The sequence below is a fragment of the Zhongshania guokunii genome (genome assembly GCF_040892635.1).
Taxonomy (GTDB): Bacteria; Pseudomonadota; Gammaproteobacteria; order Pseudomonadales; family Spongiibacteraceae; genus Spongiibacter; species Spongiibacter guokunii.
In genome coordinates, this window is the sequence record NZ_JBFRYA010000011.1 from 1 (window position 1) to 17,083 (window position 17,083).

The window sequence follows — 17,083 nt, forward strand, 5'->3', positions numbered from 1 at the left end:
ATCGAAATGTTTTACAACTCGACACGCAAGCATGGTACAAACGGATTGCTGTCACCAAGGCAGTATGAAGACCGTTTCAAATTGAATAACGGAGTGGTCTAAAGTTTTGGGGGCTATTCACAAACGGATTGCTGTCACCAAGGCAGTATGAAGACCGTTTCAAATTGAATAACGGAGTGGTCTAAAGTTTTGGGGGCTATTCAGTTCAAAGCAAATGAACGCGTCGCCGCACTATTAATATCTTCAAAACCCGTACTTTAGTACAGCCCGCCTTGGGGCTAGGTCCCTTACTCTATACCGTAACTATAAATATAAAATACGGTGTTATGAGGGCCTGCATATGTTGATAACCACTCCCATAAGCATTGAATTTCACGAATCGCAGCCACCGGCAGATATTGATGTAAGTCTTTTAAAAAATATTCTGCTGCTTTGGCGTTGTGCTTAGTTTTCGTAATTTTAATAATAATGAAAAGGAAAAAGCCTTATGCAACACGAATATATGAATACGCGGGTAGTCAGCTTAATGGCGTGGTCGGGTATTGTGTTGGTCATCTCTTTAATTGTTGCGCAAGGTTGGTTGATGGGCTTTATACCGCCGCCATCGCCGGCGCTGAGCGCCGAAGAAATCGCGCAAATTTACATCGACCGAAAATTGGCTATCCGCGTGGGCACTTTAATTGAATGTGTCGGTTTTACTTTCTATCTAACCTGGTCGATGTCTATTATCTTTTTTATGAAAAAAATGGAGCGGGGCATGCCTGTGCTTAGCTATACCGCGATTGCCAACGCGGGTGGCGGCTATGTGTTTTTTCTACTTATGCCAATTACTTGGGCTGCCTTGGCGTTTAGACCAGAGTCTCTTAATCCTGCCTTTTTACAGCTAGCCAATGACTACGTGTGGTTTGTCTTTATTCTAAGCTGGCCGCCGTTCGCGGTATTTATGGTGCTGATCGCTGTGGCGGTACTCGGAGACAAAAACCCCGAGCCAATTTTTCCGCGCTGGGTTGGATTCTTTAATCTATGGACAGCACTGCTCATTGTTCCGGCAGGGCTTGTAGAATTCTTTTACACAGGTCCCTTTGCCTATGATGGGGCGATCTCGTTTTGGTTTGTGTGGATCGTTTTTTTTGGTTGGATTATCACCATGAGCGTGATCACCCTAAGAGCAGCGGGTGTGGAGAAAGCCCGCCAGTTAGCACAGGCCAGAGCTGCGTAATTGCTTAATTTTGTTGCAGATTTCCAGAAAAAAGAGCCGCTACGCGGCTCAAAATGGTGAAGTTTTACAATATTTACATTGCGTAAAACAAGGTCTAAAAACTCGGCGCAGCAGATATAAGTTGCGCGCCAAGGCCTAAAGCTTGATCTATTGTGTTATTCGGGCTGAGTAGATTTAAGGGTAGAATATCAGTGGGCAAGGCGCCATCCAGGGGTAAGCCAATAGCGTCAATCGCCGCTAGCTCGTCGGTTGCTAATGGCTGCGATAAAACGGGAATCGGCGGAACTTGGTTCAGGCTTGGCGACAAAATGGTACCGCCATTTAAAACATAGCTAATAATAGCGACTGGATTTTTATAGAGCACTTCTGCCGAGGGCACAAAGCCAAACAAAATATCGGGGCCGCCCAGCGTAGCGGGAGCGAGCTCGCCGGGCTTACTCAGGGTTGGCAGCAGGCTATTTAACGCAAACGCGGCTCCGGTCAGTGGCCCTAAGTCCTGCCCGCCCATGTTTAATGTATCTACACTTAGGGCATCAATGCCCGGCAGGCTGCCGTCTAAGCCGAGAGCGCCAAGTTCAGGAAAATTAAAGCCGGCGCCGGTTGGCAGCATACCCACCACGGGTACTTGGGCGTGTGTATTCGCAGCGCTTAAAAACATACTCGCGCCCAGCGTTAGGGCGGGAAGAATTCGTTTATTCATATTGTATTCCTTGGTCTTGGTATACCCAGATAGCGATTTTTATGCTTATAACACTACGTGTTTATTTTCTATCGGGGTTAGTTTGCGCCTAATAGGGTTTGGCTAGCACCAAACCAAAGTTTGGTTACCGCGATTGCCAGCTCAGCTTTTTCACTAATGCTGTGTGACATCTATGTTGGGTGATTTGAGTCTGTGCCGGATTTTAACGCGCGCTCAAGAACGTTTGGCACAGTAAAAGGTATCGGAAGCGGGCTCAGAAACATTCCCTCGGCCTGGGTGCAGAACCAAACCTTTGGTTGGGGTTGGGCAGTAGTGGGCTTGCTAGGCTAGCAGCACTAAATTTAATAATAGTGGAATGCCAATGCTCCCGTACTTCTATTTGTTTCTTTATTTTGCAAGCATATCTCTCGCGGGCGTTTCGATTGCGGTTATGCGATTACTCAAGTTGGGCCTACCCAGCTGGATTGGCGCGGTGCATGGCTTAGCGGCGTTATTTGGCTTGGCGGCGTTCTTCATTGTTAATCTGAAATTTGGCGCGCAGGGCGGGACCTATGTTTGGTGGTCACTAGGTGTGTTTTCCCTGGGCCTGATCGGTGGTTTGATTTTCTTCAGAGTTCTATTTACGAAAGGCGCGCCTATTTGGACCTATGTGGGGCATGGCGCCGCCGCTATTGCTGGGCTTAGCTTGCTGTACTTTCCCGCGTTCGTTACCAGCTAAAGCCACTGGTATCCCGCAGCGCAGGGTCGGCTTTTCAGATGCTGGCAATGCGATAATTGATACTTGCTGCCAAGCCGCTGGGGGTAGCAAGGTTTCGTACCTAGTAAGCTTTTGAGGGTTCATGCTATTGTTTCCGCCCGATAATAATCAACAAAATGCCATGCGAAACACCCTAGCACGCCACGAGCCACCCAGTTTTGCGTTTCCACTGGTGCGCACCAAGGCCTATCAAAAATTGACCGAGTCAGGTTTACCTCCTACTAAGGTGTCGCAAATAATTGCGCCCACGGGGTATGGCAAAACCGTATTAATGAGCGCTTTGTACAATTTTGCGGTTAGCAATGGCGCGAGCAGTTACTGGGTTTGCCTGTCGGATTACGACGATAGTGCCGAGCGGGTGTTAGCGCGCCTAGAGTATTTCTTGGCGCCACGCGGCGAAAGTTATTACCGTTCCGAAGATGTCCACCGCAGTGACGACCCAATTGAACAGCGTATAGAGCGCGTCACCTCGCTGTTTTCTAGCACCGACGAGCCGGTCTTTCTGTTTATCGACAATCTGGATTCCTGCCACGATGAAACCCTCAGCGCGCTGATCGAAATACTAATCTCCCGAACTAGCGACAAGTTTTACTTATTGCTGGCCGCCACGCGGCAGCCCAGTATTAGCCTGTATCGGCCTATGTTAGAGGGCATGGTGAGCCAGTATGGTTATGAAGATCTCATGCTGGATAGCGACGGCGTTCGCGCCATGTTTACCGATACACTGAATAGTCGCTTAAACACCGAGGATATCGATCGGGCGCTGCAAATCAGCGAGGGCTGGCCAGCTGCGCTGCGCTTAATGCAAATAATTTTGGGCAAGGCCGAAGATCCTTCAGCGCTACTACAGGTTTTTACCGGTGCCGATGTCGATCTTGCGCAAATGCTCAACGACCAACTAATCAGCGGCTTCGAAGAATCATTCCGCGAATTTTTGTTCAGTATCTCCTTGCTCAAGAGTTTCACGGTGTCGCTGTGTCAGTTCCTCACCTCTAGCAGCACCGCTGAAAGCTACGTAAAAAGAATGATAAGCGACAATTTGTTTGTTATTCCACTGAGTAGAAACCGCGACGAATATCGACTGCACTCCTTGTTCAGAGAGTATTTGCTTGGCCAAGCGCGCCAGCATATAAGCGAAAGCCGCCGCGGGAAACTATTGCTGCGCGCCTCGCAGTGGTTTGAGGAACGTGGCCGCTGGACCGAGGCCATCGACTACGCTTTAGAAGCGGGCGATAGCAAAGTAGCAGTAGAGTGCTTAGAGCGGGTTGCCCAAAATTTTGTGCGCGATCGTGGTGACCTCAGCAAATATATTAATTGGGTAGAGCAGATCCTCGCCGCAGGCACTGAGCCGGGCCTAGAAACAGATTACTGGTATGTATGGGCCTTGGTCTTTCACCGTCGCTACGATTATGCCGCTAGGCAGCTAGATCGCCTATCGGCGCGTTTAGAAACTGATTCTAGCGGCGCAGAGCCGGAAATGCGCCGCCGCGTAGAGGTTATTCGCATCACCTGTGCAACCTACACCGATGATTTCGGCGCGGTTGAGCAAATGGGTATGGATTGGCTGGCCGGCAAACAAGACGATGATCCCTTTGATGTGGCAACCGTATCTTGTGCGGTGGGAGTACACTTCAGTAATCAATTTAATTTCCTGCGGGCCAGAGAGTATTTTGGCGATGCACAAAACAGTATTGGCCAGGCTAATAGCGCCTACGGTGCGGCGTGGGTTGCGGTATTGTCTGCCCAGGTCGGCATCTACGAAGGCGATTTCGGCCATAGCTATGATAAGGCGAACGAAACGCTAAGTCGTATTGGCAGCTTTGCTGGCGACTATTCTGGAATGAGTAGTACCGTGTCGGCGTGGGCCGCATTAACTGCGGTAGAGACTGGTCGAGACGCCGAAGCCGCAGACCTGTTGCGGGCGAGTATGGACAGGCTGCAAACCCATGGTTTGCTCGACACCGCCGCACATGCACTTAATTGCGCGGTAAAACTTTGGGCGTCGCCGCTGGGTGATGGTATTTCGATCTCAAAACTCAGAGATATTGCGTCCGGCTTTCCGTGGCGGCTGTCGATTATGCTGTCATGCTTTATCGTTCAGCGTTTGCTTAGATTGGGGCGTCTCGACGGTGCGCTGGAAGAAGCGCGACGAATGGGTTTGAGCGCCGATGCTATTAGCGAAAAACACTGCGCGATCACTAATTTTTTAATTGATCAAACCCTAGCCGACCTCGACCTTGCGCAAGGTCGCTTCGCGCAGGCGGAAGTCAGAATTGCCAAGGCAATTGAACTTGCTAAAGCGCAGGGCCGCAGCGGTCACTTGGTGGAATTGTCGCTACAGCAAATGACCTGCGCAATGCGCGGCACTAACCCAGAAAATGCGCCTCGCTATTTCACAAGAGCAATCAGCTATGCGGCGAAACGCCGTTATATTCGCCCGTTTAGGGATCGAGCCGATCTTATCGCTGGCTTAGTAAATGAAACCAAGCCCAAAAGCTGGGGCTTTGCCGACACCAAAGAAAAAGAGTTTTTTGCTGAAATATGTCAAAGCCTGCCCATTGCCAATATCGCAGTTCTTGAGCAACTCGACGGCCTTGATGCAGAGCCAAAACTCTTGGAGGCGCTTACACCAAGGGAGCTTGAGCTACTGCATTTGATTGATGCGGGGCTGACTAATCAGCAACTCGCCGATCGCCTATATGTTTCTGTGGCCACGGTGAAATGGCATTTGTACAATCTCTACAATAAATTGGGCGTTGCCAATCGCTCCTCGGCAATTTCAAAAGCGCGTAGTTTTAGCCTTATATCTCACTAACCTTACCCCGTTGTTGATTTTTAGGTCCCTAAGTTTGGCGATTGCCAAACTTAGGGATGGGGCGCCTTTTCACAACTTCGTTCAAGCTATTACCGTAACGTTTTTACCGGTTGTTACTTCCGGGAAATGACAACAGGAAATTAGCCATGACCGATTATATAAAATACTTACTCTCACCATTTATCCTCACACTTCACGCCTGGGGCATGGCGCTCGGTGGTGCCTATGCGTGGGTAGGTTTTGCCGTGCTTATGTGGGTTCTGTGCTTTGATGCTTTTCTAAAGCCCAGCCATCATGTTCGTGATACCCGCTATCCCTGGCTGTACGACGCCGTTATAACCTGCACGGTATTGGCGTGCTTTGCCAATATATTTTTCTACGCTTACTTAGCGGGTAGCGGGCATTTTGTTGGCGGCGCTGCACAGACCGGTGCCTTTTTAGGCACGGTGATGATTGGTTTTGTGATTGGCGCGCCGCCAGTGCACGAACTGTTTCACCGCGAGGGCATAGCGCTGCGAACCTTAGGGCGGATTGGTCAGTGTTTGGTGTTCGATCCATGGCGCGAAATTACCCATGTGGTCACCCACCATATGCATACCGCCACGCCAACCGATCCAGACTACGCCCGTCGCGGCGATACCGTTTACGGCCACTTTACTCGTACTTTTCCCGGTCAGTGGAAAGAGTCCTACCACCTTGAAAAAATGATGTGGACCAAGCGCGGCCGCAAATGGTACGACCTTCGCAATGCCTGGGTATTTAAAGTTGCGTACTTCTCGCTGTTTCTTGTTGTGCTGTTTTCCGTTGGTGGTTTAGTGGGTGGCGGCTTGGCCTGCGCAACACTGATTCTCGGCCCTCGTATGCAGCTTGAAGTATTTAACTACTGCAATCACTACGGGCTAGTTTCGGCAACGCCTGGCCGTTTTAAAAAGCACCACACATGGAATCACCTAACACCCTTTACAAGAATTTTGGCCTTAGAAATTACTAATCATGCAGGTCATCACGACGACAGTTATAAGCCCTTCTACGAGCTGGCGCCAGACGAAATTGGCCCCAAGCAACCGCCCTTTATTTTGTGCGTAATTATGGCGTTTATCCCGCCCTTGTTCATGATGGCTATGAAGCCTTTGTTAAAAAACTGGGACGAGCATTACGCCAATCCTCAGGAGCGGGAAATTGCCGCGAGAGAAAATACGCGCGCGGGTTGGGACGAGTTAAATGACGACTCATCTAATTTTAATTCAGGTGCAATGGCGCTTGCATAGCAGTGCGCTTGAATGAGGTAGAAGTAATGAATGATGTACGCGCGCAGCGCAATTTAGCTGCCGAGCAAATTTGCTCCGTGTCAGTTGGTGATTCAAACAAAGACGGCTTCTCGGTTAACCGAAATGACATGCTACTTAAAGCTGCGCTCGATCAGGGTATAGATTATCCCCACAATTGCCGCGTAGGGGTTTGTGGCCAGTGCAAGACTAAATTGATTTCCGGAAAAGTAACGCCAATGGTAGACCTTGCGCTGTCGCCGCTGACCAATGCTGAAATCGAAAGTGGTTATTTCTTGGCTTGCCAAGGCAAGGTGCGCGGCAATATTAATATCCAGATAAAGTTGGGCCAGCACCACGTTGTGCCGGAGCAACAAGTCGCGGGCCGAATAGTGCTGTGGAAGCAGCTACCTGGCGAAGTGATTGAATTGAGAATGGCACTAGAAACCCCATTTCAATACGAGGCTGGCCAATATGGCTTTCTGGCCGAATCAGGATCTTTTGTGCGTCGCTGTTTTAGTTTTAGCGACGCACCGCCGGCGGAGGGTGTCGGCGCCACGGAAGTAGGATTTCTAATTAAGCGTCTTCCCGGCGGCGAGTTTTCAGAATGGCTTTTTAAGGAAGACCGCACAGGCGTAAAAATGTGGTTGCACGGCCCCTATGGCGTGATGGGTGTTGATGACGCAGACCTGCCGGGCTTGTGCGTGGCGGGTGGCACGGGTCTAGCGCCGGTACTTTCTATTTTAGAGAAGCGCCTATCAAGTTCCGTGCACGCTACATTTGTGGTGATCTTCGGTGTGAAATTCGCGAATGAAATATTCGCCATGGATAAATTAGAAGCTCTGCAAGCTCGCTTTCCAGGCCGGCTGCGTATTATTCCAATTGTATCCCACGAGCCAGAAGGCTCGGCGTGGCAGGGCGCACGGGGCTTGGTCACAGTGCCCCTCGACGATCAGCTCGGTGTCGATTATCGCAGATCAGCGGCATTTATTTGCGGCGGCTTGCCCATGGTTAATGCAGTTGAGCAAAAATTACTGGCAATGGGTATGGACCCCGAGCGCATTCATGCCGACAAGTTTATGCCTACGGGCTGAGGTGATATGGCAATGGAACTAGCGACCTTAGCAATAGACGAAACGCGTTTAATCGCGACCATAACCGTTAACCGCCCCAAGGTCTTAAATGCACTGGACGTTGCAACCGCCGAGGCGATGCAAGCGGTTGCCGCTAAGCTGGATGCGCGACCAGACCTACGCTGTATTATTTTGCGGGGCGCGGGGCGCGCGTTTATGGCGGGTGGCGATTTGGCGGGCTTCGCCAGTGACTTTGCCACCGCAGATAATACGGTTAACCAGTTGTTGGATGCGTTGGAACCGGTAATAAAAACCTTTCAAGCGCATCCTGCGCCGGTGTTAGCGAGTGTCCATGGCGCTGTAGCCGGTGCGGGTATTAGCTTAATGGCGGCGGCCGATCTTGCTATCGCCGCCACTGACACGCGATTTATGCTGGCCTACGACAAAATAGGTGCGCCGCCAGATTGTGGCGCCAGTTATTTTTTGCCGCGCTTACTCGGCGAGCGCCGCGCTGCAGCGCTGATGTATTTAGGTGAAACGTGGTCTGCCGCCGAGGCTCTGCAATACGGTTTTGTGAACAAGCTGGTTGCTGCAAATGAACTTGAAACCGCCACTGCGAAACTGGCGGAAAAAATAGCATCAGGGCCGAGCTTAGCGTATAGCCAATATAAAAATCTAGTCCGCGAGGGGCGCGACAAAAACCTTCAGCAACAGCTCAAGGCCGAGCGCGTCGCTTTTTGCGCAGCCACAAAAACGGCAGATTTCAAAGCTGGGGTCAGCGCCTTTATAAAGCGCGAAGTAGCTAAATTCTGCGGCCGCTAAATTGCCAAACCGGCAAGCAATCGATGCGAGCGCTTACTGTCGTCGCCGACGGAGCGCTAATAAATAACTACAGTGCTCTAACCAAGGGCGGCAGCTCAAGCCCTTTAATTTAATTGCGAATCTACTGCGCATTATTCTGAGCCTGGGTAAAAACCAAACTTAGGGTTTGGGTATAGTCACGCCGCTAAATACACAATACAGCCAATAAAAAAATTAGGTATGGGAGTACTTGAGGTGATAACAGCATTCAAAAGGCCAAGTCGATTCGGCGCTATCTTTAAAACCTCGGCGCGAATACTGGTGGTAAGTAGTCCCTTTTTAGCAATTTCTGCCCAAGCGCAAGATGACGCCCCAGCGACCAAGAAAAGGAGCAATCGCCTCCTCGAAGAGGTTGTGGTGACGGCCCAAAAACGAGAAGAAAACTCCCAAGATGTACCCATTACCATGGCGGCGATAGGCGGTGAAAAATTAGAAGCCTTTGGTATTGAAGATACTGCTGATTTACAAAAAATTACTCCCGGCCTAACCTTTACCGAACAATATGGTTACACCCTAATTTACCTGCGCGGCGTGGGCAGCGAGGCCTTTCTGCCTAACGCCGAGCCAAGTGTTGCCACGTATATTGATAATATCAATATTGCCGGTTCCCACGGTAAGCAAGATGCCATTGGCCCAGTGGAGCGTATAGAAGTACTCAAGGGGCCGCAGGGCACCTTGTTTGGTCGCTCAGCCACTGGCGGTGCTATTAGTATTATTTCTAAAACGCTGCCAACCGAAGGTTATACCGCGGAGCTAACGTACAACAAAGGTAACTACGAAGCAGAACATATTCTGTTTTATGCAGATGCGGCCTTAACGGAAGATTTTGCAGCGTCTATTTCCTATTATGACGACGAACGTGAACCCTACGGCAAAAACACTCTCTTCGGTGTTGAGACCGAGGCCTTAAACGATTACTCAAAAAGTATTCGCGTTAAATTGCGTTACTTCTTGGGTGACTCGATTACCTTAACCGGTATCTACCAAGAGTCTGAGCAGGTGATTGCCGAATCGTTGCGCAATGAAAATATTCGCCCCTTGGGCCTAGCCTTGGGCTCAGCGCCTGACGAGCCAGATCGTATTTCAAAGAATAATGTGACCGGATTTGTATCCAGCGAAAGTGATTTACTTGGCTTTATCGCGGAGTGGGCGGCGGGGCCAGTAGATTTGAAGTTTGTATATTCGGACCAAAAGTCTAATGTTCAAAACGATCTTGGCGCCCACACCGACTACGACGGCACCGAGTTTGAACGCACCAGCTTTCACACCTACGATGAGCCTACCTTTCAAGAGACTTTTGAATTACAAATTAGCTCTAATGAAGACACTTGGCATTCTGATAAATTAACTTGGGTGGCGGGTCTGTATCACTTAGAGGCCGGCGGTGGTTTTGACCGAATCTTCTTTGATGTGTCTGGTGAAACGGCGGTGGGCAGTATTTTGGACGCAGTGCCAGATCCAATCGCCAATATTCTCAGCCCAATTGTTGGTACGCGAGTAACCTTGGAGTCCGGCGGTAACATCACCATTGAATCTGATTCGGTGTACGCGCAGGGTGATTATCGCCTTACGGATACCGTCACCGCGACTGTGGGTGTGCGTTATCAAGAGGAGACCCGCGGCTTGGTGCGCAACTACCTTGACGTTGTGAATCCCATGTTAACAAGAGAGAGCAATCCCGAATATTTTCAAAGCGACGACCGCAGCCAGAATATCAGTGTTGCTACGTTTACCGTTCCTGATCTCAGTGATGAATCGGTCGCACCGCGTTTTGCATTGCAGTGGTTCGCCAGCGACAGTGTGCAGATTTTTGCGTCAGCCTCGCGGGCATTTAAAAGCCAGACTTACAATATTCTCAACTTTTTCTCGGCACCGGATGCGGTAGATAAGTCCACCACCACCGCGCTTGAATTAGGCTTTAAATCAGACTTGTTCGACGATACCCTACGATTTAATGGCGCCATATTCCAGTCGATAACAGAAAACCCAATTACCTCGGTGGTATCCTTAACCTCTGGTGGTGTGGTGCGTTTCTTTAACGCCGGCGAATCGAAAACCGAGGGCGTTGAACTAGAGGCGCTGTGGCAGCCGATGCCAAACCTCAATCCTGGTTTAGCGATCAACTCAGGGGCCTCTTATATCGACGCAGTTTACACCGACTATAAGAACGGCTCTGGCTTTGACGAAAACACCGGCCTATTTTATGGCCCCGGCGGTTTAACCCAGCTACCTGGTCGCGACTTTACCGGTAACCGAGTTGCCCGCACCCCACGGTTTAGCTCCAATGTAGCGATCAACCAATTTCTGCAGTTTGGTGCATTTGGCGACATCGAAATCGGCCTTGATTACGCTTATAAAAGTGATTTCTACCTCACATCCTCTGGCAACCCCAATGCCCTGCAGCCGCAATATGAATTGTGGGGTGGGCGTATCTCTTGGATTTACGAACCGCTTGGGTTAACGCTGACCGGATACGTGAGCAATGCCAAAGACGAGCTCTACTTTGTGCAATTACTCGAAAACGACTACGGCATTCAAGCAAACTACGGTTCGCCAAAGCTCTATGGCGCCAAACTAAAACTCGAATTTTAAACCCTCATTTAAGCTAGCCTCAGTTTTATACCCTGAACCACTAAACCGGTTCGGGGTTTTTTTCGTCTGTTATTTCACCCCTGTGGCCAATGCTGCCTGCTTAGCGCGCTACACTGTTCCAATAGCTGTTCATCGGTTTTTCATTGCAAGGCCACATCGGGTCTGGCTTTCATGTGCGGTGGCGATCAAAATAGTTTGCGGCTTTTCTGTGCACAGGCGTATTCACAGCCTATTTTTGCCGCATAGTCACTGGCGAGCGGAGGTACGATGCCAACACTGGCAAGCGAAAACGACAATAATAGCGGGATATTTTCGCCGCTTAAGCACGCCTCATTCCGAAATATGTGGCTCAGCAATACCGTGTCTAATGCCGGTGGTCTTATTCAAAGCGTGGCCGCTGCATGGATAATGACCAGTATCTCAACCGCCGATCACGTGGCGCTGGTGCAAACAGCTACCTTTCTACCCATGGCCCTATTTGCGCTTCCGGCCGGGGCAATTGCCGATATATATGATCGTCGCAAGGTGCAGTTGCTGTTCTTTTTCCTGTCGCTGGTTGCCGCGGCCCTAATGATGTTGGTGTCGATGCTCGGCCTTATTACGCCTTGGATCTTGCTGGGATTATGTTTTTTAGTGGGTACCGGTAGCGCCTTGGCCGCGCCGGCGCGGGGTGCATCTATTGCAGAACAAGTGCCTATTGGCCTGCTTTCCCAAGCGGTAGCACTGAACAATATCAGCTTTAATTTAGCGCGCAGTGTCGGACCTGCCATTGGTGGTTTGATTGTGGTTGCCTTTGGCGCTACGGCGGCGTTTGCCATTAATGCATTATCGTTTATACCAATGCTGGAATCCCTGCGGCGCTGGAAGCGGGTACCGGAAACCTCGCGGCTACCGCCAGAGCGCTTATTGCGCTCCATCAATTCTGGGGTGCGCTATGTATTAAATATGCAGCCGGTGCGCCGAGCTATTGCGCGGGCCTTTGTCATTTGTCTGCTGGGCGCTGCGCTGCCATCACTCATGCCGCTTATCGCCCGCGAGCTGTTAGTGGGCAATGCCGGCACCTTTGGGTTGTTGTTGGGTGCCTTTGGTGTTGGTGCGGTGTGCGGCATATTCGTACTGCACCCCATGCGGACTAAAATCGGTAACGAGAACACTCTACGACTGTGTTGCTTGGTGATCGCCGCGAGCTTAGTAGCCTTGGCCTACAGCCGCAGCTTAATACTCGACCTTATTATATTAATGCTGGCTGGCATGGCATGGATGATGATTACCACCACCATCAGTGTATTGGTGCAGCTGTTGGTGCCACGCTGGGTTACCGGGCGCGCTATTGCCACCTGCAGTGCATCACTTACCTTGGGCGTGGCTATTGGCTCTTGGATGTGGGGGCTTGTGGCGCGGGACTACGGCCTAATCTTGGCCTTTGAGGCGGCCGCGGTGGGCCTCACTTTGTCATTACTGCTCGGTTATTTTTTACCAGTTGCCGATCGCACAGAATCCACTGAGCTCGACGAGCAACTCGCCGAGGACCCCGATGTTAAATTGGGTATTAGCGGCCGCAGCGGCCCAATTAGTATTGAACTGCAATATCTTATTCCCGAAGACAAGGCTCGTGATTTTTACAATCTCATGCGCCAGCAGCAGCAAGTTCGCTCCCGCAATGGCGCCTACGGCTGGTCGATATCTCGCGATATTGCCGATCCAGAACGCTGGTTAGAGCGCTTCAGCTGCCCAACCTGGCACGACTACCTACGCTTGCGCGAGCGGCGCACGGTTGAAGACAGCAAACTTCATCGCGAAGCGGCCAGAATGCATATTGGCATTGAGCCTATTAAAGTGCGGCGCTGGCTAGACCGGCCGGCGGGCTCGGTGCGCTGGAGCGATGAAGCCCCAGATCGCGGCGACGAGGCACTGCATATAGAAAGCTAGCTGCTATTACGAGCAATTGGGCGAGGCTTATTTTTAGATTCCGATTTTGGCCCTAGTGTAAAAAATTGCTATCTGGTATCGCGATGCCCAAGGCGCGTAACTGCGCTGCGACTCTCGGCTCACGAGTTTTTTGCCAGCGCTGGTACAGGGTCAATACATCGCCGTGATCGAAGGCGGTTTGTTTCTCACAGGCTTGTGCGATCAATTCTAGTATTAGGGTAAAACTTGTTGCTAGCTCAGCAAATATGTGACGGTTTTTCAATTCTGTTTCAGAAAGATAGCTGTACGCGCCACCGCCCATCCCCACAAAATAATCTTTCTTAATGCCTCGGCGCTGGTAGTTTTCCGGAAATAAGGCGCCCACAAAAAGCGCCATATCGCCGAGTTGTCGAAGAATTAAGCCGCGTTCGCGAAGGTTATTGGTTTCATGGGCATCTTTATAAAGTAAGGCGAGGGGGCGTAAACCAATGCGGCCGTACTCGTAGCTAAATAACTGATCGCTGTCACCAAAGCGCGCCAACATATCGCCTATATACCAGAGCGTGTCGTCTTGAGGTGGCGCAGATTGCTGTTGCCCAAGCTCTTGTAACCTTAGATGGAAATAGTCGGCCAGCTTGCTATTAAGGGATAGGCTAGGGTCATTTGCCATGCTTTTCTCCACCATCTGCGATGCTTTTCTATAGCTATATAATCAAAAAATCTAATTATAAAAAACACCTGAATTTATAAAAAAAAGATATAAAAAACCGACTTGAAAAATCGCTAAGGGATCCCATTTTGGAATTCAGAAGGAAGTGGTGAGTGAATAAGCGCTTCCTTCATTCCCGCTAGGGAAATGAGATATACGCTTGTCATTTTTTTGTTGGAGGATTAATTCATGAGTATCAAGCCTCTTTATGATCGGGTACTCGTAAAACGACTTGCCGCAGAAACCAAAAGCAAAGGCGGTATTGTCATTCCAGATAAGTCAGCAGAAAAACCCACCCAGGGCGAAGTGGTAGCGGTAGGGGCTGGCGCCATATTAGAGAATGGTCAGCAGCGGCCGTTGGCGGTCAAGGTTGGCGACCGGATACTGTTTGGCCAGTACGCCGGAAGCGAGGTAAAAATCGACGGAGAGACCTATCTGATTATCAAAGAAAATGAAATCTTTGCCGTTGTTGAACAAGCAGAAATACAGGAGAAAGCAGCATGAGTGCGAAAGTCGTTAAATTCTCAGACGATGCCCGTGAGCGCATGTTGAATGGCGTGAATATTCTCGCCGATGCGGTAAAAGTCACCCTCGGCCCCAAAGGCCGCAACGTTGTACTCGACAAGAGTTTTGGCGCACCGCGCATCACCAAAGACGGCGTCTCGGTCGCGAAAGAAATTGAACTGCAAGACAAGTTCGAAAACATGGGCGCGCAAATGGTGAAGGAAGTCGCGTCGAAAACCGCCGATGTTGCCGGTGACGGTACAACGACGGCCACCGTACTTGCGCAAGCGATCCTGCGGGAAGGCCACAAAGCCATTGCCGCCGGTATGAATCCTATGGATTTAAAACGCGGCATTGACGCCGCCGTGGCCGACGCCACTACCGAACTTAGCAAAATGTCTAAGCCCTGCAATGACAACAAGGCCATTGGCCAAGTTGCCACGGTATCGGCGAACTGGAATACCGACATTGGTGAAATACTCGCCCAGGCCATGGACAAAGTTGGTCGCGACGGTGTGGTAACTGTTGAGGAAGGCAAATCACTCCAAAACGAGCTGGAAGTGGTTGAGGGCATGCAGTTTGACCGTGGCTACCTCTCGCCGTATTTCATCACCAACCAAGAGAAAATGCAGGTCGAACTCGACAACCCGTATCTGTTGTTGGTCGATAAAAAAATCAGCAATATTCGCGAGCTGCTGCCAACCCTCGAAGCCGTGGCGAAGGCGGGCCGTCCGCTTCTGCTGATTGCTGAGGACATTGAGGGTGAAGCCTTAGCAACACTGGTGGTGAACAACTTGCGCGGTATTCTCAAAGTGGCGGCCGTTAAGGCGCCGGGCTTTGGTGACCGTCGCAAAGCGATGCTGCAAGATATCGCCATTTTAACGGGCGCAACCGTGATCGCAGAGGAAGTTGGCCTCGACCTTGAACACGTTAGCCTAGAGCAATTGGGTAGCGCTAAGCGGGTGGTGATTGATAAAGACAATACCACCGTGGTCGACGGCTACGGGAAGCGCGGCGACATCGACGCACGCGTAGCGCAGATTCGCGCCGAAATCGAAAATTCCAGCTCCGATTACGACCGCGAGAAACTCCAAGAGCGCGTCGCGAAATTGGCTGGCGGTGTTGCGGTAATCAAGGTTGGCGCGGCGACCGAAGTCGAAATGAAGGAGAAGAAGGACCTTGTCGATGACGCCTTTCACGCCACTCGCGCGGCGGTGGAAGAGGGCATTGTGCCCGGTGGCGGTGTTAGTCTGGTAAGAGTCGCTGACGTCTTGCGCAAGGCGGGCGTGAAGGCCGCCAACGAAGATCAGAAGGTAGGGGTTAAAATCGCCTTGCGGGCAATGGAAGAACCCTTCCGGCAGATCGTCAACAACGCCGGTGTCGAGGCCAGTGTGGTGTTAGACAAGATCCGCGCCCAAGACAGCGCCGCTTTCGGCTATAACGCCCAAAACGGGGATTACGGCGATATGTTGGAGTTCGGCATTATTGACCCCACCAAGGTCACCCGCACCGCATTGCAAAACGCGGCGTCGATTGCGGGCTTAATGCTCACTACCGACGCGATGATTGCAGACCAGCCCGCCGATAAAAAGGACGGCGCTGCGCATCCGCAAATGCCTGACTTCGGTTAAGCCGCTGCACAGGGGGTGAATACCCCCTGTGCTTATCGTCTTTTGAAAATATATTGGCCGTCAAGTATTCCCACTGTCTTACTGTTAAACTGGCTCGCCTCAATAACGGCTAGTTTGGCAGGCAATGAAATCGCTGTTCCGCAATCCCTTCATTCTTTTAATCGTGGTTGCCCTGCTTTGGGGTGGCAATGCCGTTGCCGGTAAATTGGCGGTTGGCCATGTGTCGCCGATGTTGCTCACGTCCTTGCGCTGGTTGTTTGCCTGTGTATTTATTGTCCCTTTTGCATGGCAAGACGCCGTGCGAGAGTGGTCGCTGATTCGCCAACATTGGCTCACTTTATTTTTGTACGGCGCCTTGGGGTTTACCACCTTCAATGCGCTGTTTTATTGGGCATTAAACTACACCAGTGCCATCAATGTGACCATTGAACAGTCGGCCATGCCGCTGATTGTGTTTTTGGGCAATTTCCTCTTGTTTGGTTTGCGGCCGGTAAAACTGCAAATGCTGGGCTTTAGCTTGACCCTGTTGGGCGTATTAATCACCGTCGCCCACGGCGACTTAAGCAGCTTATTAAGTTTGGATTTGAATCGGGGCGATGCCCTAATGCTGTTGGCGACTCTGCTCTATGGCGGCTATACCGTTGCCCTGCGCTTTCGGCCACCACTGCACTGGCGCAGCATGATTATGGTGTTAGCATTTTTTGCGTTTATCTCGTCGCTGCCTTTTAGTGCTTACGAATATATGGCCGGTTACACAATAATGCCCGACGCCCGTGGCTTTGGCGTCGTATTGTATATTGCGATATTCCCGTCACTTATCGCTCAGTCATTGTATATGCGCGGGGTGGACCTAATCGGCGGTAATCGCGCCAACTTATTCATTAATTTAGTGCCGGTATTTGGCTCGGTGTTGGCGGTTGTCATTTTGTCTGAAGAGTTTAAGACCTATCATTTTCTGGCGCTGAGCTTGGTGGTCGGCGGTATTCTCATGGCAGAGCAAGGGGTAAAGAAGTCGCTTGCACACAAATCTGTTTACTAATTTTTTATAG

The 17,083-nt window shown here is 50.7% G+C and carries 13 protein-coding genes; 11 read left to right on the forward strand and 2 right to left on the reverse strand.

Going from position 1 to position 17,083, the window contains the following annotated elements; genetic code table 11:
* Window positions 1-487: 487 nt before the first annotated feature.
* Window positions 488-1,219 (forward strand): hypothetical protein, encoded by a 732-nt coding sequence (locus tag AB4876_RS12720; protein ID WP_368382083.1) that lies wholly within the window; start codon window positions 488-490, stop codon window positions 1,217-1,219.
* 94 nt (window positions 1,220-1,313) lie between these two features.
* Here AB4876_RS12720 and AB4876_RS12725 read toward each other — a convergent pair whose 3' ends face one another.
* Window positions 1,314-1,919 (reverse strand): hypothetical protein, encoded by a 606-nt coding sequence (locus tag AB4876_RS12725; RefSeq protein WP_368382085.1) that lies wholly within the window; start codon window positions 1,917-1,919, stop codon window positions 1,314-1,316.
* A 430-nt stretch (window positions 1,920-2,349) separates the two neighbouring features.
* Between AB4876_RS12725 and AB4876_RS12730 the strand changes: the two genes are divergently transcribed.
* The 7 genes from AB4876_RS12730 (at window position 2,350) to AB4876_RS12760 (ending at window position 13,211) form a co-directional block, all read left to right on the forward strand.
* Window positions 2,350-2,637: a hypothetical protein gene (locus AB4876_RS12730; RefSeq protein WP_368382087.1), complete on the forward strand. Its 288-nt coding sequence runs from the start codon at window positions 2,350-2,352 to the stop codon at window positions 2,635-2,637.
* A 121-nt stretch (window positions 2,638-2,758) separates the two neighbouring features.
* Window positions 2,759-5,491: a winged helix-turn-helix domain-containing protein gene (locus AB4876_RS12735; RefSeq protein WP_368382088.1), complete on the forward strand. Its 2,733-nt coding sequence runs from the start codon at window positions 2,759-2,761 to the stop codon at window positions 5,489-5,491.
* A 146-nt stretch (window positions 5,492-5,637) separates the two neighbouring features.
* Window positions 5,638-6,759, forward strand: a complete 1,122-nt coding sequence (locus AB4876_RS12740; RefSeq protein WP_368382090.1) for a fatty acid desaturase — start codon at window positions 5,638-5,640, stop codon at window positions 6,757-6,759.
* A 26-nt stretch (window positions 6,760-6,785) separates the two neighbouring features.
* Entirely contained in the window at window positions 6,786-7,850 is a 1,065-nt protein-coding gene (locus tag AB4876_RS12745) for a 2Fe-2S iron-sulfur cluster-binding protein (protein ID WP_368382092.1), read from the forward strand.
* Window positions 7,851-7,862: 12 nt separating this feature from the next.
* A complete protein-coding gene (locus AB4876_RS12750; protein ID WP_368382094.1) occupies window positions 7,863-8,651 on the forward strand; it encodes an enoyl-CoA hydratase/isomerase family protein in 789 nt (262 codons plus the stop codon).
* Between the two features lie 234 nt (window positions 8,652-8,885).
* Complete coding sequence (locus tag AB4876_RS12755; RefSeq protein WP_368382095.1) at window positions 8,886-11,282, forward strand: TonB-dependent receptor; 2,397 nt, start codon at window positions 8,886-8,888, stop codon at window positions 11,280-11,282.
* A gap of 267 nt (window positions 11,283-11,549) precedes the next feature.
* A complete protein-coding gene (locus AB4876_RS12760) occupies window positions 11,550-13,211 on the forward strand; it encodes an MFS transporter (protein ID WP_368382097.1) in 1,662 nt (553 codons plus the stop codon).
* Between the two features lie 52 nt (window positions 13,212-13,263).
* On the opposite strand, the gene AB4876_RS12765 is transcribed toward AB4876_RS12760, so the two are convergent.
* The gene (locus AB4876_RS12765; protein ID WP_368382098.1) at window positions 13,264-13,860 is read right to left on the reverse strand and encodes a hypothetical protein; all 597 of its coding nucleotides are present in this window, start codon (window positions 13,858-13,860) and stop codon (window positions 13,264-13,266) included.
* 228 nt (window positions 13,861-14,088) lie between these two features.
* Between AB4876_RS12765 and groES the strand changes: the two genes are divergently transcribed.
* From groES to AB4876_RS12780, 3 genes are all read left to right on the forward strand, one after another.
* Window positions 14,089-14,403: a co-chaperone GroES gene (groES, locus tag AB4876_RS12770; protein ID WP_368382099.1), complete on the forward strand. Its 315-nt coding sequence runs from the start codon at window positions 14,089-14,091 to the stop codon at window positions 14,401-14,403.
* The gene (gene groL, locus AB4876_RS12775; protein WP_368382101.1) at window positions 14,400-16,034 is read left to right on the forward strand and encodes a chaperonin GroEL; all 1,635 of its coding nucleotides are present in this window, start codon (window positions 14,400-14,402) and stop codon (window positions 16,032-16,034) included. The genes groES and groL overlap by 4 nt, the downstream gene beginning before the upstream one ends.
* A gap of 124 nt (window positions 16,035-16,158) precedes the next feature.
* Window positions 16,159-17,073: a DMT family transporter gene (locus tag AB4876_RS12780; RefSeq protein ID WP_368382103.1), complete on the forward strand. Its 915-nt coding sequence runs from the start codon at window positions 16,159-16,161 to the stop codon at window positions 17,071-17,073.
* The last annotated feature ends 10 nt before the right edge of the window (window positions 17,074-17,083 follow it).